General features: G+C 59.5%; 7 protein-coding genes and 1 pseudogene. 1 reads left to right on the plus strand and 7 read right to left on the minus strand.

The annotated features are described in order from the left end of the window. Nucleotides 1–8: 8 nt before the first annotated feature. Nucleotides 9–542: a cysteine hydrolase family protein gene (locus EGY08_RS30125; protein WP_123829362.1), complete on the minus strand. Its 534-nt coding sequence runs from the start codon at nucleotides 540–542 to the stop codon at nucleotides 9–11. A 455-nt stretch (nucleotides 543–997) separates the two neighbouring features. On the opposite strand from EGY08_RS30125, the gene lysM reads away from it, so the two are divergent. Then, nucleotides 998–1447, plus strand: a complete 450-nt coding sequence (lysM, locus tag EGY08_RS30130) for a peptidoglycan-binding protein LysM (protein ID WP_004120310.1) — start codon at nucleotides 998–1000, stop codon at nucleotides 1445–1447. A 161-nt stretch (nucleotides 1448–1608) separates the two neighbouring features. Here lysM and fyuA read toward each other — a convergent pair whose 3' ends face one another. The 6 genes and pseudogenes from fyuA to EGY08_RS30160 form a co-directional block, all read right to left on the minus strand. After that, nucleotides 1609–3630, minus strand: coding sequence for a siderophore yersiniabactin receptor FyuA (fyuA, locus tag EGY08_RS30135; protein WP_112165036.1), 2022 nt, complete (start codon nucleotides 3628–3630; stop codon nucleotides 1609–1611). 129 nt (nucleotides 3631–3759) lie between these two features. After that, nucleotides 3760–5337 (minus strand): yersiniabactin biosynthesis salycil-AMP ligase YbtE, encoded by a 1578-nt coding sequence (ybtE, locus tag EGY08_RS30140; RefSeq protein WP_123829363.1) that lies wholly within the window; start codon nucleotides 5335–5337, stop codon nucleotides 3760–3762. Nucleotides 5338–5340: 3 nt separating this feature from the next. After that, nucleotides 5341–6144, minus strand: coding sequence for a thioesterase II family protein (locus EGY08_RS30145; protein ID WP_049114802.1), 804 nt, complete (start codon nucleotides 6142–6144; stop codon nucleotides 5341–5343). After that, nucleotides 6141–7238 (minus strand): Gfo/Idh/MocA family oxidoreductase, encoded by a 1098-nt coding sequence (locus EGY08_RS30150; protein WP_123829364.1) that lies wholly within the window; start codon nucleotides 7236–7238, stop codon nucleotides 6141–6143. Before EGY08_RS30150 ends, EGY08_RS30145 begins: the two co-directional genes overlap by 4 nt. Next, nucleotides 7235–16711 carry a yersiniabactin polyketide synthase HMWP1 gene (gene irp1 / locus EGY08_RS30155; protein ID WP_123829365.1) on the minus strand — a complete coding sequence of 3159 codons (9477 nt, stop codon included), beginning with the start codon at nucleotides 16709–16711 and terminating at the stop codon, nucleotides 7235–7237. The genes EGY08_RS30150 and irp1 overlap by 4 nt, the downstream gene beginning before the upstream one ends. An 86-nt stretch (nucleotides 16712–16797) precedes the next feature. Beyond that, nucleotides 16798–22390 (minus strand): annotated as a pseudogene (locus EGY08_RS30160) (amino acid adenylation domain-containing protein). Nucleotides 22391–22443 lie beyond the last annotated feature (53 nt).

Raw genomic sequence — 22443 nt, forward strand, 5'->3', positions numbered from 1 at the left:
GGTGTTCGTCAAAAGCGCCAGTCGGCCGCAGTTGAAAGTGCGACAAACGGACCCGCCAGCGTTCGGTTGTGATGGCCAATGATTTCATGAGCGGATAAATGGGGATTATCGATTGTGGTATGCGCATCAGAAATCAGCACAGTCGTGAATCCCAGCTCCGGCGCTGCCCGGCAGGTGGTATCGACGCAAAACTCTGTTTTCATCCCGGCAATCACCAGCTGCTTCACGCCTCTCAGCATAAGCTGGCGCTGTAATTCGGTGTCGCGAAAGCAGCTGGGATACTTTTTGGTCAAGAGGATATCCCGTTCAACGTCCACATCCAGCTCAGCTATCAGCCTGGTTAACGGGCTGCTCGCAGAGAATGGGGAGCCGTCAGGCCCGACGTGGCGAATAAAAAAGATCGGTACCTGTGACTGCCTGGCTTTAGCGATCAGCAGAAGAATATTTGTCAGAACGGCATCAGCGCAATGAGGAGAAGCAGGGCCGCGGAAAAGTCCCTCCTGCATATCAATAATCACTAGCGCATGTTCAGATGAAATCATGGGGCGTGTCTCCATTCAGTGTGTGATGAACGGAGAGCTGTTTGTCCCCGTCCGGTTTAACGGGGAGTGTGGTTCTGTTTTATCAGGTTCCAGCCACAGATACGCACACGCCGCCGCAGGTTGCGGTGGTACGTGTCGTTGTTGAACGGGCTGGATGAATCATTTTCTGACCTTATTATTCGTTGAAGATAAATAACCAGAAACTAACGGAACCGCTTAAAACTACACGCCTTATACGATGCGGGTCAACTACAGATTTCATGTCATGTCGCCCGGTCAGAATACAGACTTTCCTGCCATTGCCGGGCAAATATCCTGCACGTTGACGCTTATTGATTATACTTTGATGGCAGGTTGTGCTGGCCGCTATGGGGTAGCACAACCGACATCCTGGAAATGGGCTTAACCGTTCCGATGAATATTTGATCGTGAAACAGTAATGGAGGTATGGAACGATGGGATTATTAAATTTTGTCAAAGAAGCGGGCGAGAAAATATGGGACGCCGTCTCCGGCGGCAGCAAGGAAGATAAGGCCGACAAGCTGAAAAAACATATTGATGGTCTTAATCTTCCCGGCGCCGAAAAGGTCAATATCGATGTTGCGGACGACGGCACCGCGACGGTTACCGGCGATGTCGGTTCGCAAGAAGATAAGGAAAAAATTCTGGTGGCGGTAGGGAATGTCACCGGCGTTGGTCAGGTTAATGACAGCGTGAAGGTGACGCAAAGCGGGGCGGAAAGTCGTTATTACACGGTCAAATCCGGCGACACCCTGAGCGCCATCTCTAAAGCGATGTATGGCTCCGCCAATGAGTATCAACGTATTTTTGAAGCCAACAAACCAATGCTGACGCATCCCGATAAAATCTATCCGGGCCAGGTGCTAATTATTCCGACGAAGTAAGCGGTGAATTCCTTGGGCTGCAGGCAGATGGAATTATCTTCAAGGCCGGCCAGTGACAATATAGATTTTGTTGCTGGCTGGGGTTCGGGCATTCTCCTGACGTCAACGCGTTAAATTCCGTGATGGCAGGGATGCGATTATTGCATCCCTGTATCGTTGGATCAGAAGAAATCAATTCGCGTATTGATACCGACAGTGCGGCCCATATTAACCTGCGCGACGGCGCTGCTGCCATTCATATATCCATAGGTACGGTAACGACGGTCGAACAGGTTATCGACATAGACGGAAATATTCATCCGTTCCGTCGCCTGCCAGCCAATGCTGCTGTCCAGGGTGGCGTAGGTGCCTTGCCGCAGCTGGTTGTCGCCATCGAAATAATGCGGCCCCACCAGATTAACCGCCAGCCGGGGCATCAGTGCGCCATAGCGCGTATCAATCACGCCATTCACACTGCTTCCCGCGCCGTAACGCGGTACGAACGGCACCCGGTTGCCGTGGTACAGCTCGCTGTCGTTGGTGAATTCGGAATGGATCATGTTGCCATTGATATCCCATGACCAGCCTTGGGCAAACCGCCATTTCGCTTCCAGCTCAACGCCGGTGGCGTTGGCTCTCCCCGCATTGCTTAAGGTCTGCATTCCGACCGGGCCAGAGTAGAGCTGCATATCTTTGGTGTGGGTATAAAAGGTGGCGGCTTGCAGCGTGACGTCGGCGGTTTCGTAACGGGTGCCAATTTCATAGTTGATGGATTTTTCCGCGTTGAACGGTTTGGCATCAAGACCTGCGGTTGGCACGATATTGTATCCGGAAGGTTTATATCCCTGGGCGACGCGGGTATATACTCGCCAGTCGTCGGTCAGCAGATAGCCTGCGGAGAGCTGTCCGAGCACCCGGTCGTCATTGCTTTTACCCTGGTCGCCAAATGGGTTTCCCAGCATGCTGCCGTGATACTGCGTGCTGGCTTTATCATGCGAGAAACGCACGCCGCCGCCGATGTCAAAACGCTCGGTTAAATGCCAGGTCAGATCGCTGTAGGCGGCAAGGGTTTCAGCGGTGGTATAGCCGGTGCTGCTTAAATAGGGCATCGTCGGCATATCATAGGCGGAATTTAGCTTTTCGCGGGTGTTCTGCCGGTACAACCCAAATACCATATCCACGGTACGCGTATCGCCGAGGGTGGCGGCGCGTAGCTCCTGCACATCCTGGTTCCAGCGCTGGGGCATATTGACGATCAACGAGCCGGAAGGGAAGGTCCGGGAATAATTCTGCTGCTGCCAGGCGCCGATCAGATTGAAAACCCAGTCATCGGTAGCGTATTTACCGCTTAGCGTCTGGCTGTCAGTACAGCGCCGTAGGTACGGGTCCGGTGAACCCTCGCTAAGAGACAGCGTACGGCTCTTGAGATCATTCCATGCCACATAGGCATCCTGTGTAGCGCGAGTGCATTCGCGCGAGGCGGAAAACCCCATTTCCCAGGGCTGGTCGTCCGGCGCCAGACGCAATTTCACATTCCCGATACTGGCACGGGTACCGCCTAAATCATCGCTACCGGTCGAGGGGTTAATCATCTCGCCGTCATCAACCTGGCGTAAAAGAGTCACGCTGCCGTATAACAGGCCATCCTGAATCGGGCCGCTCAGGTTGAGTTTGCTTCGATAACTGTCACGACTGCTGACGCCACCCTCAATATAGCCGCGCGGTGTGCTGTCCGGCTGCTGGGTGACGATGTTAATGATCCCGCCCTGGGCGCTTTTGCCATACAAGGTTCCCTGCGGTCCGCGCAGCAGCTCTACGCTCTGCACATCGGTCAGTGCCTGGATGGTGTTGGTAGACAGCTGGGGAACCCCGTCGACATACAGGGTAACGGCGGGGTTATAAAAGTCCTGGGCCGAAGAGATGCCGCGTAGCGAGATCGTTGAAAAAAGCATGTTGCCGCTATTTTCAATATTCAGCCCTGGCAACACTCTGGGGAGTTTGTCACTGGCGGTAACGCCCGCGTCGCTTAACTCCGTCGCGCTGATAACGGTAGAAGAAACATTATTGGCTGATGCCGAGCGGGAAGACTGTTTACTGGCGGTGACCACCAACGTGCTTTCGTCTTGCTGTGAGGTTTGGCTATGAGCAGCGGCCGGGAGTAAAAATCCCCCCAGAACCAGAGGATAAAATTGTGTCATTTTCATTGTGATGAATCCCTGAAAAACGGCGAGACGCCAAAATACCGACAATGGTGAATCGAAAATGATAACTATTTCTAATTGCACTGCTACCCGAAACGGGTTTATTTCCACCTGTTTCGGGTAGCGGGGCGCTTATTGGGCTGAATGGCGATAACGATCAATGGCGAGCGCCGTCAGGCGCTTTTTATCTACCTTGCCGACGGCGGTGAGCGGCCAGTGGGTCAGAAACTCAATTTGATCGGGAATCTTCCACGCGCTGATCCCCATTTGGACCAGCTTTTGACGCAGCTGTTGATAGTCAGAGGGAGTGCGTTGCGCGATGATAAACGCGCATATCCGCTCGCCAAGCAGCGTGTCCGGCGCGGCGACCACGGCGCAATCCTTTACGTCTTCCAGACGCATCAGTACCGATTCCACTTCCGCAGCGGCTATTTTCTCTCCGGCGCGGTTGATCTGCTCTTTTATACGCCCCTCAACGTACAGATTTCCCGCCTCATCGAGCCTGACATTGTCGCCAGTACGGTAAAATCCTTGCGCGGTAAAGGCCCGCGCATTGTGCTCGGGAGCGCGATAATAGCCCGTAATAGTATAAGGACCGCGCGTTAATAACTGTCCCGTTTCGCCAGGCGCAACGTCGTTTTCCTCTTCGTCAACGACGTGAATTTCATCCAGGGGAGACATAGGGCGCCCTTGGCTGTGAAGAACGGTGACCAGAGGATCGTCCAACCGGGTAAAGCAGAGCAGGCCTTCCGCCATACCGAATACCTGTTGCAGGGGACAATCAAACGTCGAGATAACCTGCTCAGCAAGCGTTGGGTCAAGCCGGGCGCCGCCCACCTGAATGACGCGTAGCGAAGAGAGATCGCTGTCTTCCCACTCTCTGGCCTGCACCCAGAGCTGCGCCAGCGCCGGTACCAGGGCGACGTGGGTCACACCTTGTTCCGCGATTAAAGGCATCACCTCATCGCAGCTGGCGCTGTCGGTTAATACCACCTTTCCGCCGCAGGCAAGCGTTCCCAGAATACCGGGACAGGCCAGCGGAAAGTTATGCGCCACGGGGAGGACGGCGAGATACACGCTCTGTGGATTAAGGCCGCACAGTTCGGCAGAGGCGCTGAAGTTATAGCTATAGTCAGCGTGCCGTCGCGGGATTAGCTTTGGCGTCCCGGTGGTGCCGCCTGAGAGCAGCAGCAGCGCAGTGGCGCCAGCATCGGGCTGCGGCCACGTCTGCCGTTCGCCGCGCAGCGAGAAGAGCGGCGTAAAATCGCCGCCTTCGGTCTCACTTGCGACCAGAACTTGCCGCAGGCAGGCGTGTTTGCGCGCCATCTGGCGGGCCAGGTCCGCGTGGTTTTCTCCGTGAATCACATAAGCGGCCGGTTGCGCCAGCGCAATCAGCGCGTCGATATCCAGCGCCCGCTGCGAGGGCATCGCCAGAACAGGGATAACGCCCAGTCTTAACAGCGCGAACAGCAGGATCACAAATGCGTTGCCGTTGGGGAGCTGGATAAGCACATGTTCTCTCGGACGCAAACCCAGCGAGTATAACCCTGCAGCAAGCTCATCGACCCGAAGATCGAGCGCGCTGTAGGTCAGCGAGCCTTTGGCATCAACGACAGCAATTCGTGAGGGATAGCGAGCCGCCCAGTGGCGCAGCTGTTCAGCAATGGGGAAGGGATACTGTTTTATCAGAGAATCAAAGGAAGAGTGCATGCGTCACCTTTCTGAAGTGCAGGACCGATTTTGCAAAGCGGTCGTCGCAGAAAATACGTGGGGAAAATGGTGAATAATCTGCTTAAAAAAGGCCCTGGATTGTTGCAGCAGATAAAAATGGTCGCCGTCAATCACCACCTCGCCTGCGATGTGGTTCAGCCACGGACGCCAGGCCTCCATCTCCGGCCAGGAGGCTTCACGATCGCGGCTGCCGCATACCAGCAGCGCAGGCGTGCGCAGCGGCGTGAAATCGTCGAGCGAATCGTAGTGATAGTGCTCAGTAGCGTAAAAATCAGCGCGAAGAAGAGGAAGAAATAGCGACAGTAGCTCCTTGTTTTCCTGTAGTTCAGGCGAACATCCGCCGATATCAATCAGTTCAGCGATAAAGTCGGCATCCTCGCGGTCGCTGAGCCTGCGCCGGGAATGCAGATGAGGGGCATGGCATCCGGAAATAATCAGCCCTTGTGGGGGAAGACCCCGTTGTTCCAGAAGCCGGCAGGTTTCAAACGCCACCTGCGCGCCCATGCTGTGCCCGGCAAGTAAAAGCGGGGCGTCAGGCAATACGCTCTCTTCCAGTTCGTCCGCCAGCAGCGACGCCAGTTGCGTAATGCTGCTGAGCGGCGCCAGATGGCGCAGGCGATCGCGTCCCGGCCAGGTCACCAGGGAAAGCGCGATCTCCGCCATGGGGTGGTCTCGCCAGCGGCGAAACGCGCTGCTGCTGCCGCCCGCGAAGGGGCACATTACCAGATGCGCCGTACTGGCGTTGCGGGCGGGCCATAACGGAATACACATCGCAGATTGCATCACCGTGACTCCTCATCGTGGCGGTAGAAAGCCGGTAACCGGTCGTGACGCGGCGGCGTCAGATGTCGGATCTCCGCATGGCCGGTCTTACGTAAAATCTGCTGCCATAAATGTGATAACGCGAGCTGATGAGCGGAGTGGCAGGCCGCCGGCAGATTTCCGCCCGCCAGATGGCAGCGCAGCTGCTGTAGCAACCTGCCGACCCCCTCCGGTCCGGCGGTTTCGCAGCAATCACGCCAGCTCAGGGGAGCCGCGCTGCGCGTCTGACCAGGCGGGTCGCGCAGGATCTCCGGCCTGCGGTAGAGACTACGACCATTCGCCTGATGTTCTGCGACAAACAGGCTGGATGACCAGACCACGGGGCCGTAGCTTGCCTCCAGCGAAAGATGACCTTCCGGCCAGCCCAGCAGCAAACGGTGCATAATCAGGCTGTGCATATCAGGATCGTCAGGATCGAGATAGCGCTGAAGCAGCAGACAGGCTTCTCCCGCCGGCCAGAAAAGTCTCAGACAGTGAAAGTCGCGAAAGCTACCGACGACTTCACACTCCACGCTGGCGGCATCAACCTCTAACGCCAGCAACAACAAATCCAGCGTGGAGTAGAGCAACTGTCGGCTGGTGGTAGCGTGAGCAACCGACGGCGCCTGATCCAGTCTGCGACGTAACCGCTGCGCATCCCCGAGCCAGGCGCGACCCGCACGCGCGTGCGGATAAAACGTGTTGACCCAATAGCAGCGGCCCCGTTCCTGCGCCAGCGCTTGTAAAGATCGGACGTCATCCGGGTGGAGGGGATGCTCCTGAATCACGTGCACGCCGCGGGTCAAAAAGTGCCGGGCAAGCTGGGTTCCGCTCCCGCCGGCGACGGTTGAGCGCACGACGATACAGGCGATATCCGGCATCTCGGCGATCTGTTCCGGCGAGGTATACAGGGGGATTCCAAACGCATAGGCCAGCTCTCTCGATCGCGCGCTTCCCTGGGACAGAAGACCAACCAGTTCCAGCCCCTCCTGGGGCTGCATAAAGGCGTTGAGGTACATTTCGCCAAATTTAGCGCCCACAATCAGTACGCGTTGCTTAGGGGCGGCGGACGGCATCATAACGTGTTCTCCGGTTGCGTTGAGGTTGCGCCGAACCAGCGCTTGATATGCTGCGCGCAGGTCTGAACGTGGGGGGGCTCCAGCATAATTTGCCAATGGCTGGCTTTAATCGCATAGCTGTCGGCGCGGTCTATCCAGGTTTGCCATTCGGTTTCCGCTGGCGTCCAGCGCGCGGGTCTCATCGCGGCATGCACGATGAGACAGGGGAGCGGAACGGTTTCGTCCGGCGTATGCTCGGTCAGTAAGCGCAGCAGATGCGCGATGTTGTCGATCCACGCTTCCGCCGCCTGCAGCGTCAGGTTTTGCGCCATTATTCCCGCCGTTCTGGCAAGGTCGATGAAGACGGCAAGCTGGCGGTCGGGCGTCAGCCGATCGAAATGTTCCGGCAGCGCCAGCGGCGTATCGCCTTCGGCTAACAGCCGCAGCAGGGCCGTCCGGTTTGCGCAACGAAAATCCTGTCGACACACGGGATCGATTAACGCCAGCCGTACCTGCTCGCCTTTGGCATCCAGGCGCTGCGCGGCGCCCGCCGCAAGAAAAGCGCCATACGACCAACCCGCCAGCGCATAAGGGCCGTGCGGCTGCTGGCGGCGGATACTCGCAACATACTCATCGATCATTCGATCAAGCGTGGCAAAACGCTGCGGCGATTTTGCCTGCAGGCCGAAAACGGGCATATTCAGTGCGCTGGCGAGCGGCAGCCAGGCGCTGATACCGCCGTCTGAAGCATGGAAAACAAACAACGTTTCGTCGCCACCTCCCTGGCAAATGGGCACAGGATTCTCCTCTCCTGACGAACAGGCCTGCAGATGGGCGCAGAAGTCGCTGAGCGTTGAATGGGTGAACAGATCCTGAAGGCTGGCGCTGGCAATCCCTCTGCGGTTCAACTGCGCGACCATCCTTGTCGCCATCAGGCTGTCGCCGCCCAGCGCGAAAAAGTCGTGATGTCTGGCCACGGGGCGAGACAGCAGCGTTTGCCAGAGTTCAGCGACCTGTTTTTCCAGCGCCGGATCGCCTACGGAGCTCGGTGTCGATTCGGCTGGCGCAATCTGTGCGTCAGGCGGGGCCGATAGCGGAGTAAATAACGTTTCTCGCTGCCGGATCTGCAACGCGGGCAGGGTGGCGCCAAAACGCTGCTGCAGATAGCGGCTCATGGCTGCTGTATCCGGGCGATTCACCCCAGGCGAACGTGCGACCAGCAGATGCTGGCGCAGCGGCGACGATTCCTGCGGCGGCCAGGCCAGTTCGTTGGCAAAACCGGCCTGCACAAGCACTTCCTGCCACGCCGAACGGGTGAGCATAGGTTTTTCATCCCGGCGGCGGAAATCGCGGTATCCGCTTAACCCTTCGATAAAGCCGACGCTCGCCAGCTGGAATACGCTGTTTCGTTCCGTCGCTTCAACGATCAGCAAGCGTCCGCCGGCTTTCAGCAACCGCTTTAATCGGCGCAACGACTGTACGACATGGCTGGCGTCGTGAAGCACGTTGACGGCAATAATCAGGTCGTAACCCGTCTCGGGGTGGGCGGTAAAATCCAGCGGCTGGTTGATATCGAATAAAGCGTAAGACACCCGCGATTCATCGTTGAAACGGGTTCGGGCGTCGTTGAGGAACTGCGCGGAGACATCCGTGAAATGGTATGACAGCCGCGTGTTTCGCGTGGCCTTCAGCACCGGTTCCGCGGTGGCCGCGGTTCCGGCGCCCACCTCGAGGATCCGTTCTGCGCCGCAAAGGGCGGCAATCTGCGCGGTATAGCGATTCAGACAAGCGCTGGCGGGGTTTTCGCGATACAGCGCGTCGGTTACGCGCAACGACTCGTTGAACAGCAGTTCCAGCGGCGAACACTGCCCGGAGAAGAGGTCGTCGTGCCGGGCGATGCAGGCGCCCAGATACTGCGCCAGCGCCTGGCTCCAGTGGGCTTGCGGGCACGCCTCGTGAGGCTCGGGAATGTCGCTGAGCGGAATGCGGCAGCGCCAGCTATCCCCCTCGCGCACTAACCATTCCCTTTCCGCCAGACACTGCAGCCACTGGCGTAGCAGGCGCCGGTGTGACGCTTGCGCGCCCAGCGCCTGTACTATTTCGCCAAATGGGTGGGCAACCTCCGGGGTGGTGAACAGACGGTGGCGATGTAGCGTGGCGGCGATCCCCTGCAGCGCGCGCGCCTCCAGCCAGCGCCAGGTCGCTTCCAGCTCGTCAAGTTGCGTCTGTTCAGGCAACGGCAGCGCCAGAGAGGCGAGATCGTGCTCATCATATAACGGCGCTGAGGACGGCGGATCCTCGGTCATAACGATATCCAGGGTTAACGCGCCATTTTCGCTAAATTCCGCTCTGGCCTGTTGGATGCCGGGGTATTCCTGCGCCGCTTGCTCAATATCCCGCAGATCGTAGTCCGTCTGCGCGTTCAGCGGCCAGCGGCGGCGGGGAATGTGTTCGGCAATGCCGCTGTCAATGGTCTTCAGGCCTTCAGGGTTGGTAATGGCGGCCTGCAGGATGGTGCAGTAGTCATTAAACATCGCTTCAGCTGCGCCCGGTTCCAGCACGTTGTCCATGCAGTACCAGCTAAACGTCAACGCGCCATCGCTCTCCATCACCTGATGATCCAGCCAGACCTGCGGCGTTTGCGTAAAGACATAGCAGGGTTCGCCGAACAGATGACTCATTGCCCGGTCGATAGCCATTCCTTCCAGCGTAATCCCCAGCATGCTGGTAAACACCACCGGCATCAACGGTTGACGCTGGGATCCGCGCTGGCGCCCCAACTCGCGGATCGCCTCAACGCCGTTCACTTCGCTGTGCGCCATGTTTTGCCAGAGGCGCTGCTGGGTCCGTTGCATCTGCTCCTGCAGCGTTAGCGGCGTTGAGAAGTTAAAATCAACCAGCGTGACGGAGGTAAAATCCCCGATCAACTGATTGATTTGCGGGTGGATCGGCTGGCGATTAAAGAACGTCAGGTTCAGCGTAAATGCCGTGGTACGACTCCAGCGCTCAAGGGTGGCGGCAAACAGCGTGAGCAGCGCGGCGGAGGGGGTGAGGCCCTGCTGCTGCCAGCGTTGTTTCACCGCCTGCCACTCTTGCTTATCAAGCGTCGAAGTAAACGTGGTGAAGTGCGGGGTTTCCGGCGGTGTCTCCACCACCGGCAGTTCCGGCGCTGAAGGCAGTTGCGGTATTTTTTCCTGCCAGTAATCCCAGGCATCGTGCCATGCTGTTGTTTGTCGGCGCGCCTGTTCAGCCATCACGTAATCGCGGAAAGTGATATCGAGCGGTGGCAGCGTTTCTCCGCGCCAGACCTGGGCTAAATCGTCCATCATGACTTTAAAGCTCTGCACATCGAACTGCAGAAGATCGAGGTTCATGTGCAGGCGGTAGCGGCAATCATCGATTTCGCTGACCACCAGCTCAAAGAGCGGCCACTGGTCGGCAGGTAAAACGCGATAGCTCAGTTCATGGCGCCGTTTTTCCAGCGCCTGACACTGCTCTTGCGGGGAAAGCGCGCGCAGATCGTCGCGCGGGATACGATACGTCGGGGCTGTCGCCAGAACGCGCTGTTGTCCATCGGCATCCACCACCATCCGCAGCATATCGTGGCGGGCAATGAGCTCGTTCCATGCTTTCTCCAGTATGGCGAGATCGAACTCATCGTGGCGTTTATCCCATTCAAACAGCACGTGACAGGCAACGCCGCCATAGCCAATAAGATGGGTTCTGCCCAACCAGTAGGCATGCTGAATCGGCGTCAACGGGAAGGGCGCGTAACGCTTAGCGGCATCGTGCTGCAACATTTCTGGCGGCGATACGGCAGGCGCCATCTCTGCCTGAGAACAGATAAGCTGTGTGAGCCCGTGCGGCGAGAGATCCTGCCACGCCCGTTCCGCGTTGATGCGTACGCCCAGGTCATGTTGAATATCGCTACTGAGTTCCAGAAAGAGCAGCGAGTCCATTCCCAGCTGTAACAGATCCTGATCTGCGTTCAGCGAAGCAGGATCGTTCAGTCTTAGCTGCAGCGCAATGCGATTTTTCAGCCATGTCATCACCGCCGCTTTATCGCTGATGCTACCGTGAAAAGCATGGTTATCAGCGGGAGTCGCGGCCGGAATCGCGGCGTGTTCTGTTGCTGCGGCGTTAAACAGAGCCTGCTGTAGCGGAGGCATTTTGTCGGTGAAAACGCGCATGGCCAGTCGCCAGGGGGCGCCGCGCATCACCGCTTGTTCAAGGTGCCAGCGTCCCTCGGCATCGCTTAACGCGCCCATGCCACGATCGGCAAGGGTCGTCAGCATCTCCGTCGTAGCCGCCCGGCCGCTTTCTCCCCATGCGCCCCAGGCGATGGAGAGCACTTTCGGCGTAGCAAGGGAGGAGAACTGCCGGGCGAGTCCGTCAAGATAACCGCAGGCCAGCGCATGGGCGCTCTGGCCTGGCGCGCCGAGGGCGGCGGCGGCGGACGAATAGAGAATCAGATAACGGGCGTCGTGGTTGCCCAGCGTTTGTAATAGCTGGCTTGCCGCCTGCGCTTTGACCGCGAAAACGGCGGCCAGCTGGTGTTCATCGAGTTCCTGTAAGGGCCCATCAGCCAATACGCCAGCGGTATGAATTGCGCCGGCAATGCCGCCGCTGGTCGCCAGCTCATCAAGAACACGGGCCAGCTCTCCGACATCACCCACATCACAACGGCAGACGCGAATCTCCACGTCCGCTGTGTCGCCTGGCCATGACGCATCCACGCGCGGCGCCAGTAGCGCGATGCGGCGCGCCCCTTTTTCTCTGAGCCAGTTCACGGCAAGACGGCCCAGTCCGCCAAACGCCCCGGTCACCAGATGCCAGCGGTTATCGCCGGCAAACACCTTCGCCGGTAATTCGGCGGCGCATCCCGCATTGGGCGCCAGCGAAGGGAGCCAGAAGCCGTTATCCCGGGCGGCTAGCCAGCGCTGTGACAATGAAACAGCGTTTAATCCTTGACGCAGCGTTTCCCACGAGGCGTTTTCAGCCATATCGATAGCGGCGATTAACCGTTCCGGCTGTTCGTTGGCCGCGACGCGAAGCATAGCCCACAGCGCGTGATGGGCCGCTGATAGCGCCTCGTTTTCCTCGATTTGCCACGCGCGGCGGGTGACGACAATCAAGCCGCCTGGGCTGACGCTGAGCGCCTCTTTCACCTGCATCGCTAACGCCAGCGTCTCCTCGCTCTCGTCGGCAATCATCAGGACAGAAGGGGCCTGCGGATCGTGAAGAATGCCGTATTGCGCCAGCGCCTCTTCGTGCGCAAGGGTACCGGCGCTGAAGCGGAATGCCAGCGGGCGGCTATTGCAGTCAATACTGAGGGGCCTCCAGCGCCAATGATAATGCGTCTGCGGCGCAGGAAGTGGCGCGTCGGGCGCCAGCGGCAGCCACTTGCCGTCTGGATGACGGGCTTCCACGCGCATCTCGCCGCGGGAAAAGGCTGCGTTTCGCCAGCTTAAGCGCACCTCTCCCAACCATTGTGGGGCGGTAACGAGGGGCGGTTTCACGGGGGAATCGTCGCCATGCCGCGCGGAGAGTCGCCGCCAGGCCTCCTGCCAGCGGGCGGTAAACCGTTCCGGCTGACCTGCGCAATCGGACCAGTCGGCGAGATAATCAGGGTTATCCGGCAACGTCTGTTCCAGCGCGGGGTCTGGTGACGTGGACACCCCCTGGCCGGGCAGGGTGGCGAGAATGATATGTTCGCTCATCGCGGCGGTTGGGCTGCCGTCCTGCGGTAGCCACGCCACTTTGCTGAATCCGGCGCGGCGGCACTGCTGCTGCCACTGATGGGGGGTGAGGAAGAGCTCGCCTTCGCGGGCGTCGATATCCTGTAGCGGGAGGACCAGCGGGCCGAAAACGAAATCAAACAGACGCATTGGCTGGGTGATTTCGCGCATCAGCAGGCGCCCGCCCGGCTTGAGCAAGGGACGCAGATTATCGAGGGTTCGACCGATATGGCGCGTGGCATGGATCACGTTAGCCGCGACGATAAGATCGAAAGACTGCGCCGCAAAGCCCTGAGACTGCGCCTCTTGTTCGAGATCCAGCTCGTCGTAATGGACAAAGTCATAGTCGGCGAATTTCTGCTGCGCGCGGCGGGTGAACAGCGCGGAGATATCGGTGAAGTGGTACTCCAGCGCCGGTACGTCTTTGAGTTCCGGCAGCAGCCATGCGGTGGTGCCGCCGGTTCCGCCGCCGACTTCAAGAATGCGCAGCGGCTGATGGGGCTGACGCGCCTGGACGATACCCCGTAGTACCCCGGCGGCAATCTGGTTGAAATAGCGGCCGAAGCTGAATTCCTGATACAGCACCTCTACGCCGTCGGAAGCGCCTTGCGGGAAGATAATCGCCACCGGCTCTTCCGCGCCGCTCATCATGTCGTATAACCGATCGCCGGCACGGGCGATGGTATCGGGGATAGCCTGATAACCTTCACAATGGTCGGCGAGTTCCGTCAGCAGGATTTCCCGTTGCTGATGTTCAATGGGGCGGGCGCGGTAGTAGCGTCCCTCAGCGCAGCGGTAATCGCCGTCGACAACGCAGTTATTTAGCAGGCGCTGAAGCAGCTGCTGGTAGCGGGGCATCAGTCGTCCATGGCGCATAATGGTGATGGCGTCCACGCCGTTATCTATCGCATCGCCCGTACAGCGTTGTACCAGCCGATCGACATAGATGGCGTGCAGCCGCGTGGCGCACTGTTTAAGCGCCTCCAGACGGGGGAGTTCGAGCGCTGTCGCGGCGCTGCTGGCCACCTCGAGTCCAGCGGCAAACACAGCATCGGCTGGCTCGCAGGCAGAGGTGGCGGGTTCTTTCCAGTAACGCTCGGCCGCAAACGGATAGCATGGCGCGGAGATACGTTGCCCATCGCCTGCCAGAAGATCGGCCCACGGTAAGGTGACGCCGGCCGCGTATAGCTGGAGAAGCGCCTGATTCAGGACCGCGCTCGCCTCCTGGTTACGCCGGGCGCTGGCTATCCAGTAAGCGTCATCGCGGTATTCGCGCTGTCCGGAGGCAATCAGCTGGGCGTCGGGCCCCATTTCAACAAAAACGCGGGCGCCGAGCTTGCGCGCCGCCTGAATACTCTGAATAAAACGTACCGGCTGGCGCATATGGCGGCGCCAGTAATCCGCCTGGTTGAGTGTCGCCTCATCAATGACTTCAGAAGTAAGCGTGGAAATCAGCGGTGTTTGCCCCGGCTCGGCGAGCAGACCCGCGCAGGCCTCCTGGAAGCGATCGAGTATTGGTTCAAGTAAAGCGGAGTGCGCCGCGCCGGTTACGCTCAGGCGACGATAGTCGATCTCATGTTGCGAAAGCGCGGCGCAAAACTCCGCGATACGGACTTCCGGCCCGGAAAAGACCGTATGCCGGGTGCCGTTGTTGGCGGCGAGATTCAGCTCGAACTGACGGGCCAACGGCATCAACGCCTCTTCTTGCGCAAATACCGCCACCATCGCGCCGCTTGCGCACAGCTGCATCAGCGCGCCGCGCCGACATACCAGCGGCATGACCTGCTCAATGGTATAGTGTCCGCAGACAACGGCAGCGGCAAATTCGCCAACCGAGTGACCGATGGCGTAGTCCGGCTGCAATCCCTCGGCGCGCCAGTGGGCCGCCATCGCGATTTCGAACGCGACAATCGCCGGCTGGGCCCAGGCCATATTGTCAAGCTGCGCTGAATCGGGATTAAACATCGCTTCCCGTAGCGAAGGCGTGAGCATGTCGCGACAGGCGGCAAAACAGCGCTCCAGCGTATCGGCAAACGCCGTTGAGTGCTGGTACAGAGACTGGCCCATAGTGCGCCAGTGCGAACCCTGCCCGGTAAACAGCCACACCTGTTTGCCGCTGGCGCCGTGGCCGCTATAGACCGGCGAAGTCGATTTCGCGCCAGCCCAGGCGCTGAGCGCGGCGGCGGTGTCATGATTTAATGGCGCCGCCAGGCGGAAGGGAAGATCGAGACGGCGCGCGCGTAATGCCGTGAAGGCCAGATTGTTGGCATCCGCGTTCTCCCTCAGCGCCGTGGCATAGTCCGCGGCCAGCTGCCGCAACGCGGTGTCGCTGGCGGCGCTGAGCAACAGCGCGGAACTCTTGCTGCCGTCATCCGCGGTGGGGTAGCTTATATTGAGTTCGTCGGGCAGCGAAGCGACGATCATATGGCAGTTGGTGCCGCCAATACCGAAGGAGGAGACGCCCGCGTAGCGCACTTCGTCCTGCCACTCCTGCGCCGTCACCGGCACGGTAAAGGGGCTTTCCTCGAGCTTAAGCGCCGGGTTTGGCGTATGAAAATTCAGCATTGGCGGAATTTTTCCGCGACTGACCGCCAGAACGGTTTTCAGCAGTCCGGCAATGCCCGCCGCGGTATCCAGGTGACCAACGTTGCTCTTCACGGAACCCAGCGCGCAGCGCTGTTGCGGCGGGCGGGGAGCGTAGACGTTGCGCAGGGCTTCTATTTCAATCGCGTCCCCCAGCGGCGTGCCGGTACCGTGGGTTTCAATGTAGCCGATCTGCCTGTCGTCGATGGCCGCCAGCATTAACGCTTCTTCGATGACCGCTTGCTGTCCTGCCACCGACGGCGCGGTATAGCCCACTTTTCTGTTTCCGTCGTTGTTGACTGTGCTGGAGAGGATCACCGCGATAATCGGATCGCCTGACAGCAGCGCGTCCTTCAGGCGACGCAGCACCACGCAGCCGAGACCGTTGCCGGCCCAGGTGCCCTCTGCCGAGGCGTCAAAAGGGCGACAGTGGCCGTCGGGAGAGAAAATCATCCCGGGCTGGTAGCGATAACCCGCCTGCTGGGGAAAGGAAAGCGCCACGCCGCCGGCTACCGCCATATCGGATTCGCCTGCGCGCAGGCTTTCGCAGGCCAGATGGACCGCAACCAGCGAACTGGAGCAGGCGGTCTGTACCGATAACGCCGGGCCGTGCAGATTGAGTTTGTAGGCCGCGCGGGTGGCTATATAGTCCTTGTCATTGCCCATCAGAGACTGCAGGCCCTTAACCTGTGCTACCTCTGTCACGTTCAGGGCTTCGCGGCCGGGATAGGTGCTCATCCGCGAAGAGGCGAAAACGCCGGTCTTATGGGGGACGGCGCCCGGGGCGTAACCTGCATGCTCCAGCGCATGCCAGACCGCCTGTAAAAACAGGCGCTGCTGGGGATCTATCGACTCCGCTTCCTGCCGTGAATAGCCAAACAGGGTGGCATCGAAGCAGTCAGCGTTGTCTAAAACCGTTCCAATATTGACGTAACAAGGATCGTCAATAATGGCGGTATCCAGCCCGGCGGCCAGAAGCGCTTCGCGCGTAAAGCGTCGGCTGCATTCGCGGCCTTCCAGCAGATTCCGCCAGAAGGTTTCGCCATCCGGCGCTTCAGGAAAATGGCAGGCGTAGCCGATGACTGCGACAGGTTCGCAGTCCGGGTAGCGTTGAGCGATCGATGCATCAATGGAATCTGCTGTTGGCGCAGAAGAGAAGCGCAAGTTATCCATAATCGGTCCCGTTTCCTCAAATTGACAAAGTCAGTGGCGCGCCATGCGTTGGCGATGGCGTCCGGGAAAAGTCAGTTTGTATCGCGTCAAAGGCGCCGCTGACGCCGGCGAACCGGCCGCACGCGTTTGGTTTGCTCCTCCAGGGCTACGCCGGCCAGATAATTGGCCAGCGCGACAGGAGAAGGGTGAGTGAACAGGTCAAGCAGCGTCAGGGCAGCGAATTCGTGACGTTGTAACAAAACGTGCAGCTGCACCAGATTCAACGACGTGGCGCCCGCCTCAAAAAAGTTCTCTGCGGGTGCGACAGGTTCGCCAACCACCTCACGAAAGGCGTCGCAAATCAGGCTGACGCTGCTCTCGTCCGCCGCGACCCGCGGCTGAGTGCGCTCAGGGCGCAGCCGGTGGGCGCGTTGCTCCGTGACCTTAAGCGGGGGAACCAGGTCGGCGAGCGACAGCTGCCAGCTGCTGTCATCCTCCGCCATTCGGTTAAGCAAGGCGCAATACTGTGCAAACTGGCGCTCCACCTGCCCGTGAGGAAACAGGGCGGCGACAAAATCCCAGTTAAAGCGCAGTTCCCCTTCAGATTCATAAACCTGGTGATCGAGCCAGACCTGCGGCGTCTGGGATATACCCCACACCGGTTTGAGCAGATTGCGCCGGGCAAGGAAGTTATCCTGCTCAAAGCCCAGCGCGCTGGTAAAGACGACGGGCATTGGGACAGCCGGTACGTTTTGCCGCCGCGCCAGTTGCCGCATCACGCGTATTGCCGATACATCGCGGTGGTTGAGGCTCTCGCTTAGTCGCTGCTGCAATAACCGCGCGCTTTGCAGCCAGCTCTCGCCGGGATGCCAGCTCAGCAGCATCAGCGAAGTAAAGTCGCCCAGGATCTGGTTGATTTGCGGGTGCAGCGGTCGTCTGTCGAAAAGCGTAAGGTTAAGCGTGAAATCGGGCTGTGCGCTCCATGCAGCAAGAACCGTTGACCACACGGATAACAGTACGGCCGACGGGGTGAGATGAGCGTCAGCCGCCCGCTGTTTCAGGCGACGCCAGCGCGCGCTGTCCATTGCACCATTGAGCCGTGCGAAGCGCGGCGTCTCAACGTCCTGAGGCAAGCAGCGTAGCGGTAACGCAGGCGCCGGAGGAATATCATCTAGCTGCGTTTGCCACCATGCCAGAGAGTCGGGATTGGGCGTCTGCAGCGCGGGTTGCTGCAGATAATCCCTGAAGGTAACGGGAAGCGGCGGCGGCAGCTGCTGCGGATAGCGATAGCCGTGTTCCAGTTCCGACAACAGGATCTGCATGCTCAACCCGTCAATTATAACCCGCCTGGTGGAGCTGTCCGATCAGCCTGGTGGCTAGCAGGCTATCACCGCCATGCTGGAAGAAGTCGGTTTCTCTGCTGACGGCGCCCATCGACAAGAGCGGCTGCCAGATGACGGCAACCTGCTTCTCAATATCGCCCAGGGGTAAATCCGCTTCAGTCCGGTTTTCAGCTTCCGGGGTATGACAGCGCTTTAGCGTCTGATAGTCAATTTTGCCGTTCGCCGTCAGCGGTAAGGCATCAAGTAAGACGATCCGTTTCGGTACCATCCACCCCGGCAGACGTTCGGCGAGAGCGGACTGCAGCTGACGAGGATCGCGGCGCACCTGGCTAACGGGGCATTGTACGAGGAAGCGCTGCAATCCCTCGACTTCATCGCCGTGCTGGCAGTTGAAAGCGGCGGCGGTAAATATCGCCCCCCAGTCAGCGCTATTGTGAAGCAAGGCTTCGGGCTGACCATCGGTTAACAGAAGCGTGCTGAGCAGGGCGGAGGGCGTTAACTGACGAAACTCCAACACGTAGAGCAGCGCGCCTGGAACGGCCAGCTGCTGTAATGCCGCGAGGAGCCCGGGGTCTTCCGGCAGCAGACGATGCAGGGCGTTATTCAGCCAGATAATGTCCGCCGAATGAGCATGCGCCGCCAGCGTGTCTGCACTCCAGAGGGCGAGACGGGCGTCAGACCACGGTGCAAGCCGCTGTCGGGCGCTCAGCAGCAGCTCCTGGCTGTGCTCGAGCCCGACATACTCAATCTCGTCAGCGCTAAGCCGGGTTAGCAGGCACTCTGCGGCGCGGGCGGTGCGGACACCCACCTCTAGCAGGCGTACCGGGCGCTGTAAACGCCGGGAAAGCTGTTGACAGATTTTCGCCAGTTCCTCGATATACAGGGCGCTGGCCGGATGGTCGAATGCCAGACTTTCCGGCGACCACCGCGCATCGTTCAGTAATGACAGTTCGTGGCGAGCGCCGCGAAGGATCTGCGTTAAGGTGAGGTCATGCCCGCTGAAAGAAGGAGGGTTATTCTCCGGCGCTTCCCCCGCACAAACCTGATAACCCTCAGCGGCGGGCCGCAGCCGCTGTTGGGTCACGAGAAAAGCTAACCAGCTTTCCACCACGGTCCGCCAGCGAGGCTGGATAGCGAGAGCATTCATCAGGGGAAGCAGATCGGCGCCAGGAGTTTGACCCGGTTTCAGTTTTAACAGGCGATGCTGAAGAAAATCAGCGACCTGGCCGGCGGAGATTTCTGGGGGGCAGACACTGCAGGGCAGCGTTCCGGCAAGCCCGCGCCACTCCTGGGGCAGCGCCGGGTCCCGATGATGGGTAACACAGAAAGCCGAACCCTGAGGCACAACCCAGGCCGCCAGGGTCTTTTCTTTTTCGCCGATCGCCACAACGGTTGACTGTTTCACTCCCGCCAGCTGGCTGAGCGCACTTTCGATTTCACCCAGCTCGATGCGATATCCCCCGACTTTGACCTGCTTATCGCGACGACCGAGGAACTCTAACGTACCGTCCGGCCAGTAGCACCCGAGATCGCCGGTGCGATACCAGCGCGCGTTCGATTGCGTCACAAACTGCTGCTCGCTGCGTACAGGATCGTTAAAGTAGCCTTCCGCGACTCCGATACCGCCAATCCACAATTCGCCCGGAACCCAGTCCGGGCAGTCCCGGCCCAGTTCATCCACCACCCGGTAACGTTGGTTGGCCAGCGGAAAACCATAAGGGATGGCGCGCCAGTGGTCAGGGACCCGGTTAATTTCACAGGCGTTAGACCAGATAGACGCCTCGGTGGCGCCGCCCATGGCGATAAACTGTCCCTGAGGGCGGAAGGCGTGATAGCGGGCAGGGAGATCGAGGCCGATCCAGTCGCCGGAAAGCATGACCGCCCGCAGTTTCTCCGGCGCGGCGTCGGCGAAACCTTCACACCAGGTCAGCAGCATATCGAACAGCGCCGGGACGCTGTTCCAGAGCGTAACCTGATGACGCTGGATCAATTCGCACCATGCGTGAGGATCGCGCCGTTGATTTTCCATAACGATAACCAGCGCGCCGCCGGCGCTCAGAACGCCAAAAATGTCGTAAACCGATAAATCAAAATGCAGGGCGGAGAGGGCCAGCACTCTGTCTCCGGGACCCACCTGGTAACGAGTATTGATATCGCAGCAGGTATTCAGCGCTGCACGGTGAGAAATAACCACGCCTTTCGGCGTGCCGGTCGACCCGGAGGTATAGATAATGTAGGCCGGCTGCGTCGGCGCGCGCGCCGCCTGGTCGGCTAGCGGCTCCGCCTCAATGGCCTGCTGCCAGGTCAGGTGGGGAATATCGTCTGACCTGGCGCTGGCGTCGTGCTGGCAGGTGAGCACCAGCCGGACGTTGGCGTCGGCGTAGATTTTCCCGCGCCGCGCGGCGGGCTGGTCGAGCGAAACCGGAACGTACACCGCCCCGGACAGCAGAACGGCGAGGACCGCAACCAGCTGTCCCGCGCCTTTCGACATTGTAATAGCGACATTGTCGCCGGGCTGAACCCCGCACGCGATTAACCTGCCAGCGCAGCGGCGCGCATTCTCGGTCAGCTCACGATAATTCCACTGATAATGCGCGTCCGTTACCGCCAGCGCCTGCGGCTGCCGGAGGGCGATGCGGAAAATGCCTTCATGCAGCAAGCCTTGAGGAACGGGGGCGTCGGTTGCGTTAACCCGTTGACGTATCTCCCGCTGGCTTTGGGGCATCCTGTCCGCGAACGGCTTCTTCCAGGCGCTTTCATCATCGCAGAGTTGGTTAATCAGCTGGCAGTAGGCGTTGAACAACGTCTCGACCAGCGCCGGAGGGAACAACGCGTCATTGCTATCCCATTGTAGCCAGACCTCGCCCCGATGCTCGAACGCCAGATGATCTATCCAGACCTGCGGCGTCTGCGAGATGCCCCATTCCGGTTCGCCCAGCGGCGACTCAGCGCGGCTGCTGTACAGGGAGCGCCCAAGATTGCTGGTAAATACCACCGGGGCGCCGTGGGGATGGCTTTGCTGGCGTTTGAGTTCACGAAGGAGCTCGACGCCGGACCAGTGGCGATGCTCCCAGTCCTCAGTAAACGTGAGCTGGTTTTTACGCGCCAGGTTGCTGACGGTATCGCCATCGCAGGCGGTATCCAGCAGAAGAATATTGGTGAAGTCGGCAAGCATTGCGTCAACCGCCGGGTGCAGCGGCTGGCGGTCAAATAACGTGATATTGAGCAGCAGCCGGGTCAGGCCGCCCCAGCGCGCCAGAACGGCAGCAAAACAGGTCGCCAGCGCCATTGTCAGCGTCACGCCATTCTCACCGGCCCGTTGGCTAAAGGCGTTCCAGCGTGTTGTCGGGACAATCATGCGGCGTCGGGTATTACGGACTTCACGCAGCGTTGCGGGTTCGCAGGCTAGCGGTAAAACCGGCGCGGGCGGCAGCGTCGATGCTTTCGCCAGCCAGTAGGCGCGCGCTTTGTCGAGCAGCGGCTGATTGATCTTCTGCTGATGCAGCAAATAAGCGCGGAAATCATAGCGGGCGTCGCCGGGCGGTAGCGACTCTCCGGCCAGCAGGGCGTTAAGTTCATCGAAGAACAGCGTAAAGCTGGAAGCATCCATAATCAGCAGGTCGATATTGACATGGAGGCGGTGGCGATTGTCCGGCAAGAGCGTCAACTGGAAATCGAAGGTTTCGCCCATTTCCACGCGTAAAAGACGGTGGCTCAGGCGCTGGCGCAATGTTTCCAGATAGGCCTGGCGGTTTGTCTCGTCGGTCTGGCGTAAATCATGAACGGTGACGCCGTTCCAGTATGGCTGCGGTAGCCAGACCTGCTGCCCGTCAGCGCGAAAGGCTATATGCAGCATCGGGTGGCGTTGCAGTAAGATCGTGATGGCCTGTTCCAGCTGTGGCGCCGTGAGATAATGGCCGACAAACTCCTGATACAGATGGCAACCGACGCCGCCCAGCGTCTGTCCGGGCATTCGGCCCGTCAGATAGGCATGCTGTACCGGCGTCAGCGGGAAGGGGGTACGCTCGCTCATGACTGGCCACGCCGCGTCAGCCGGGGAGCTTGCATTATCCGGTTTTTCACCCGAACGGCTGCGCATCAGCTGGCGCCATGCTGCCAACGTGGGGACGGCATACAGCTCGCGAAGGGTGAGGCGGTAGCCCTTTTTACGAAACCAGTGTAACCATCTCATTAATCTTATGGAGTCCAGGCCCGCCTGGATCAGATTGCTCTCTTCTTGTAACTGCTGCGGCGCTAAATTCAGTTCCTGTATTAACAGTTCGCGTAATTGTTGATAATCAGCCGCTTCGCCGTTGTCCGATAACAGCGGATCCTGAGAGGGTGCGCCAGAAATCATTCTTCCTCCTGATGGCACGTCATACCAAAAGCATTGCGTATATGAGAATAATT

Source organism: Klebsiella sp. FDAARGOS_511 (genome assembly GCF_003812845.1).
Lineage (GTDB): Bacteria > Pseudomonadota > Gammaproteobacteria > Enterobacterales > Enterobacteriaceae > Klebsiella > Klebsiella grimontii.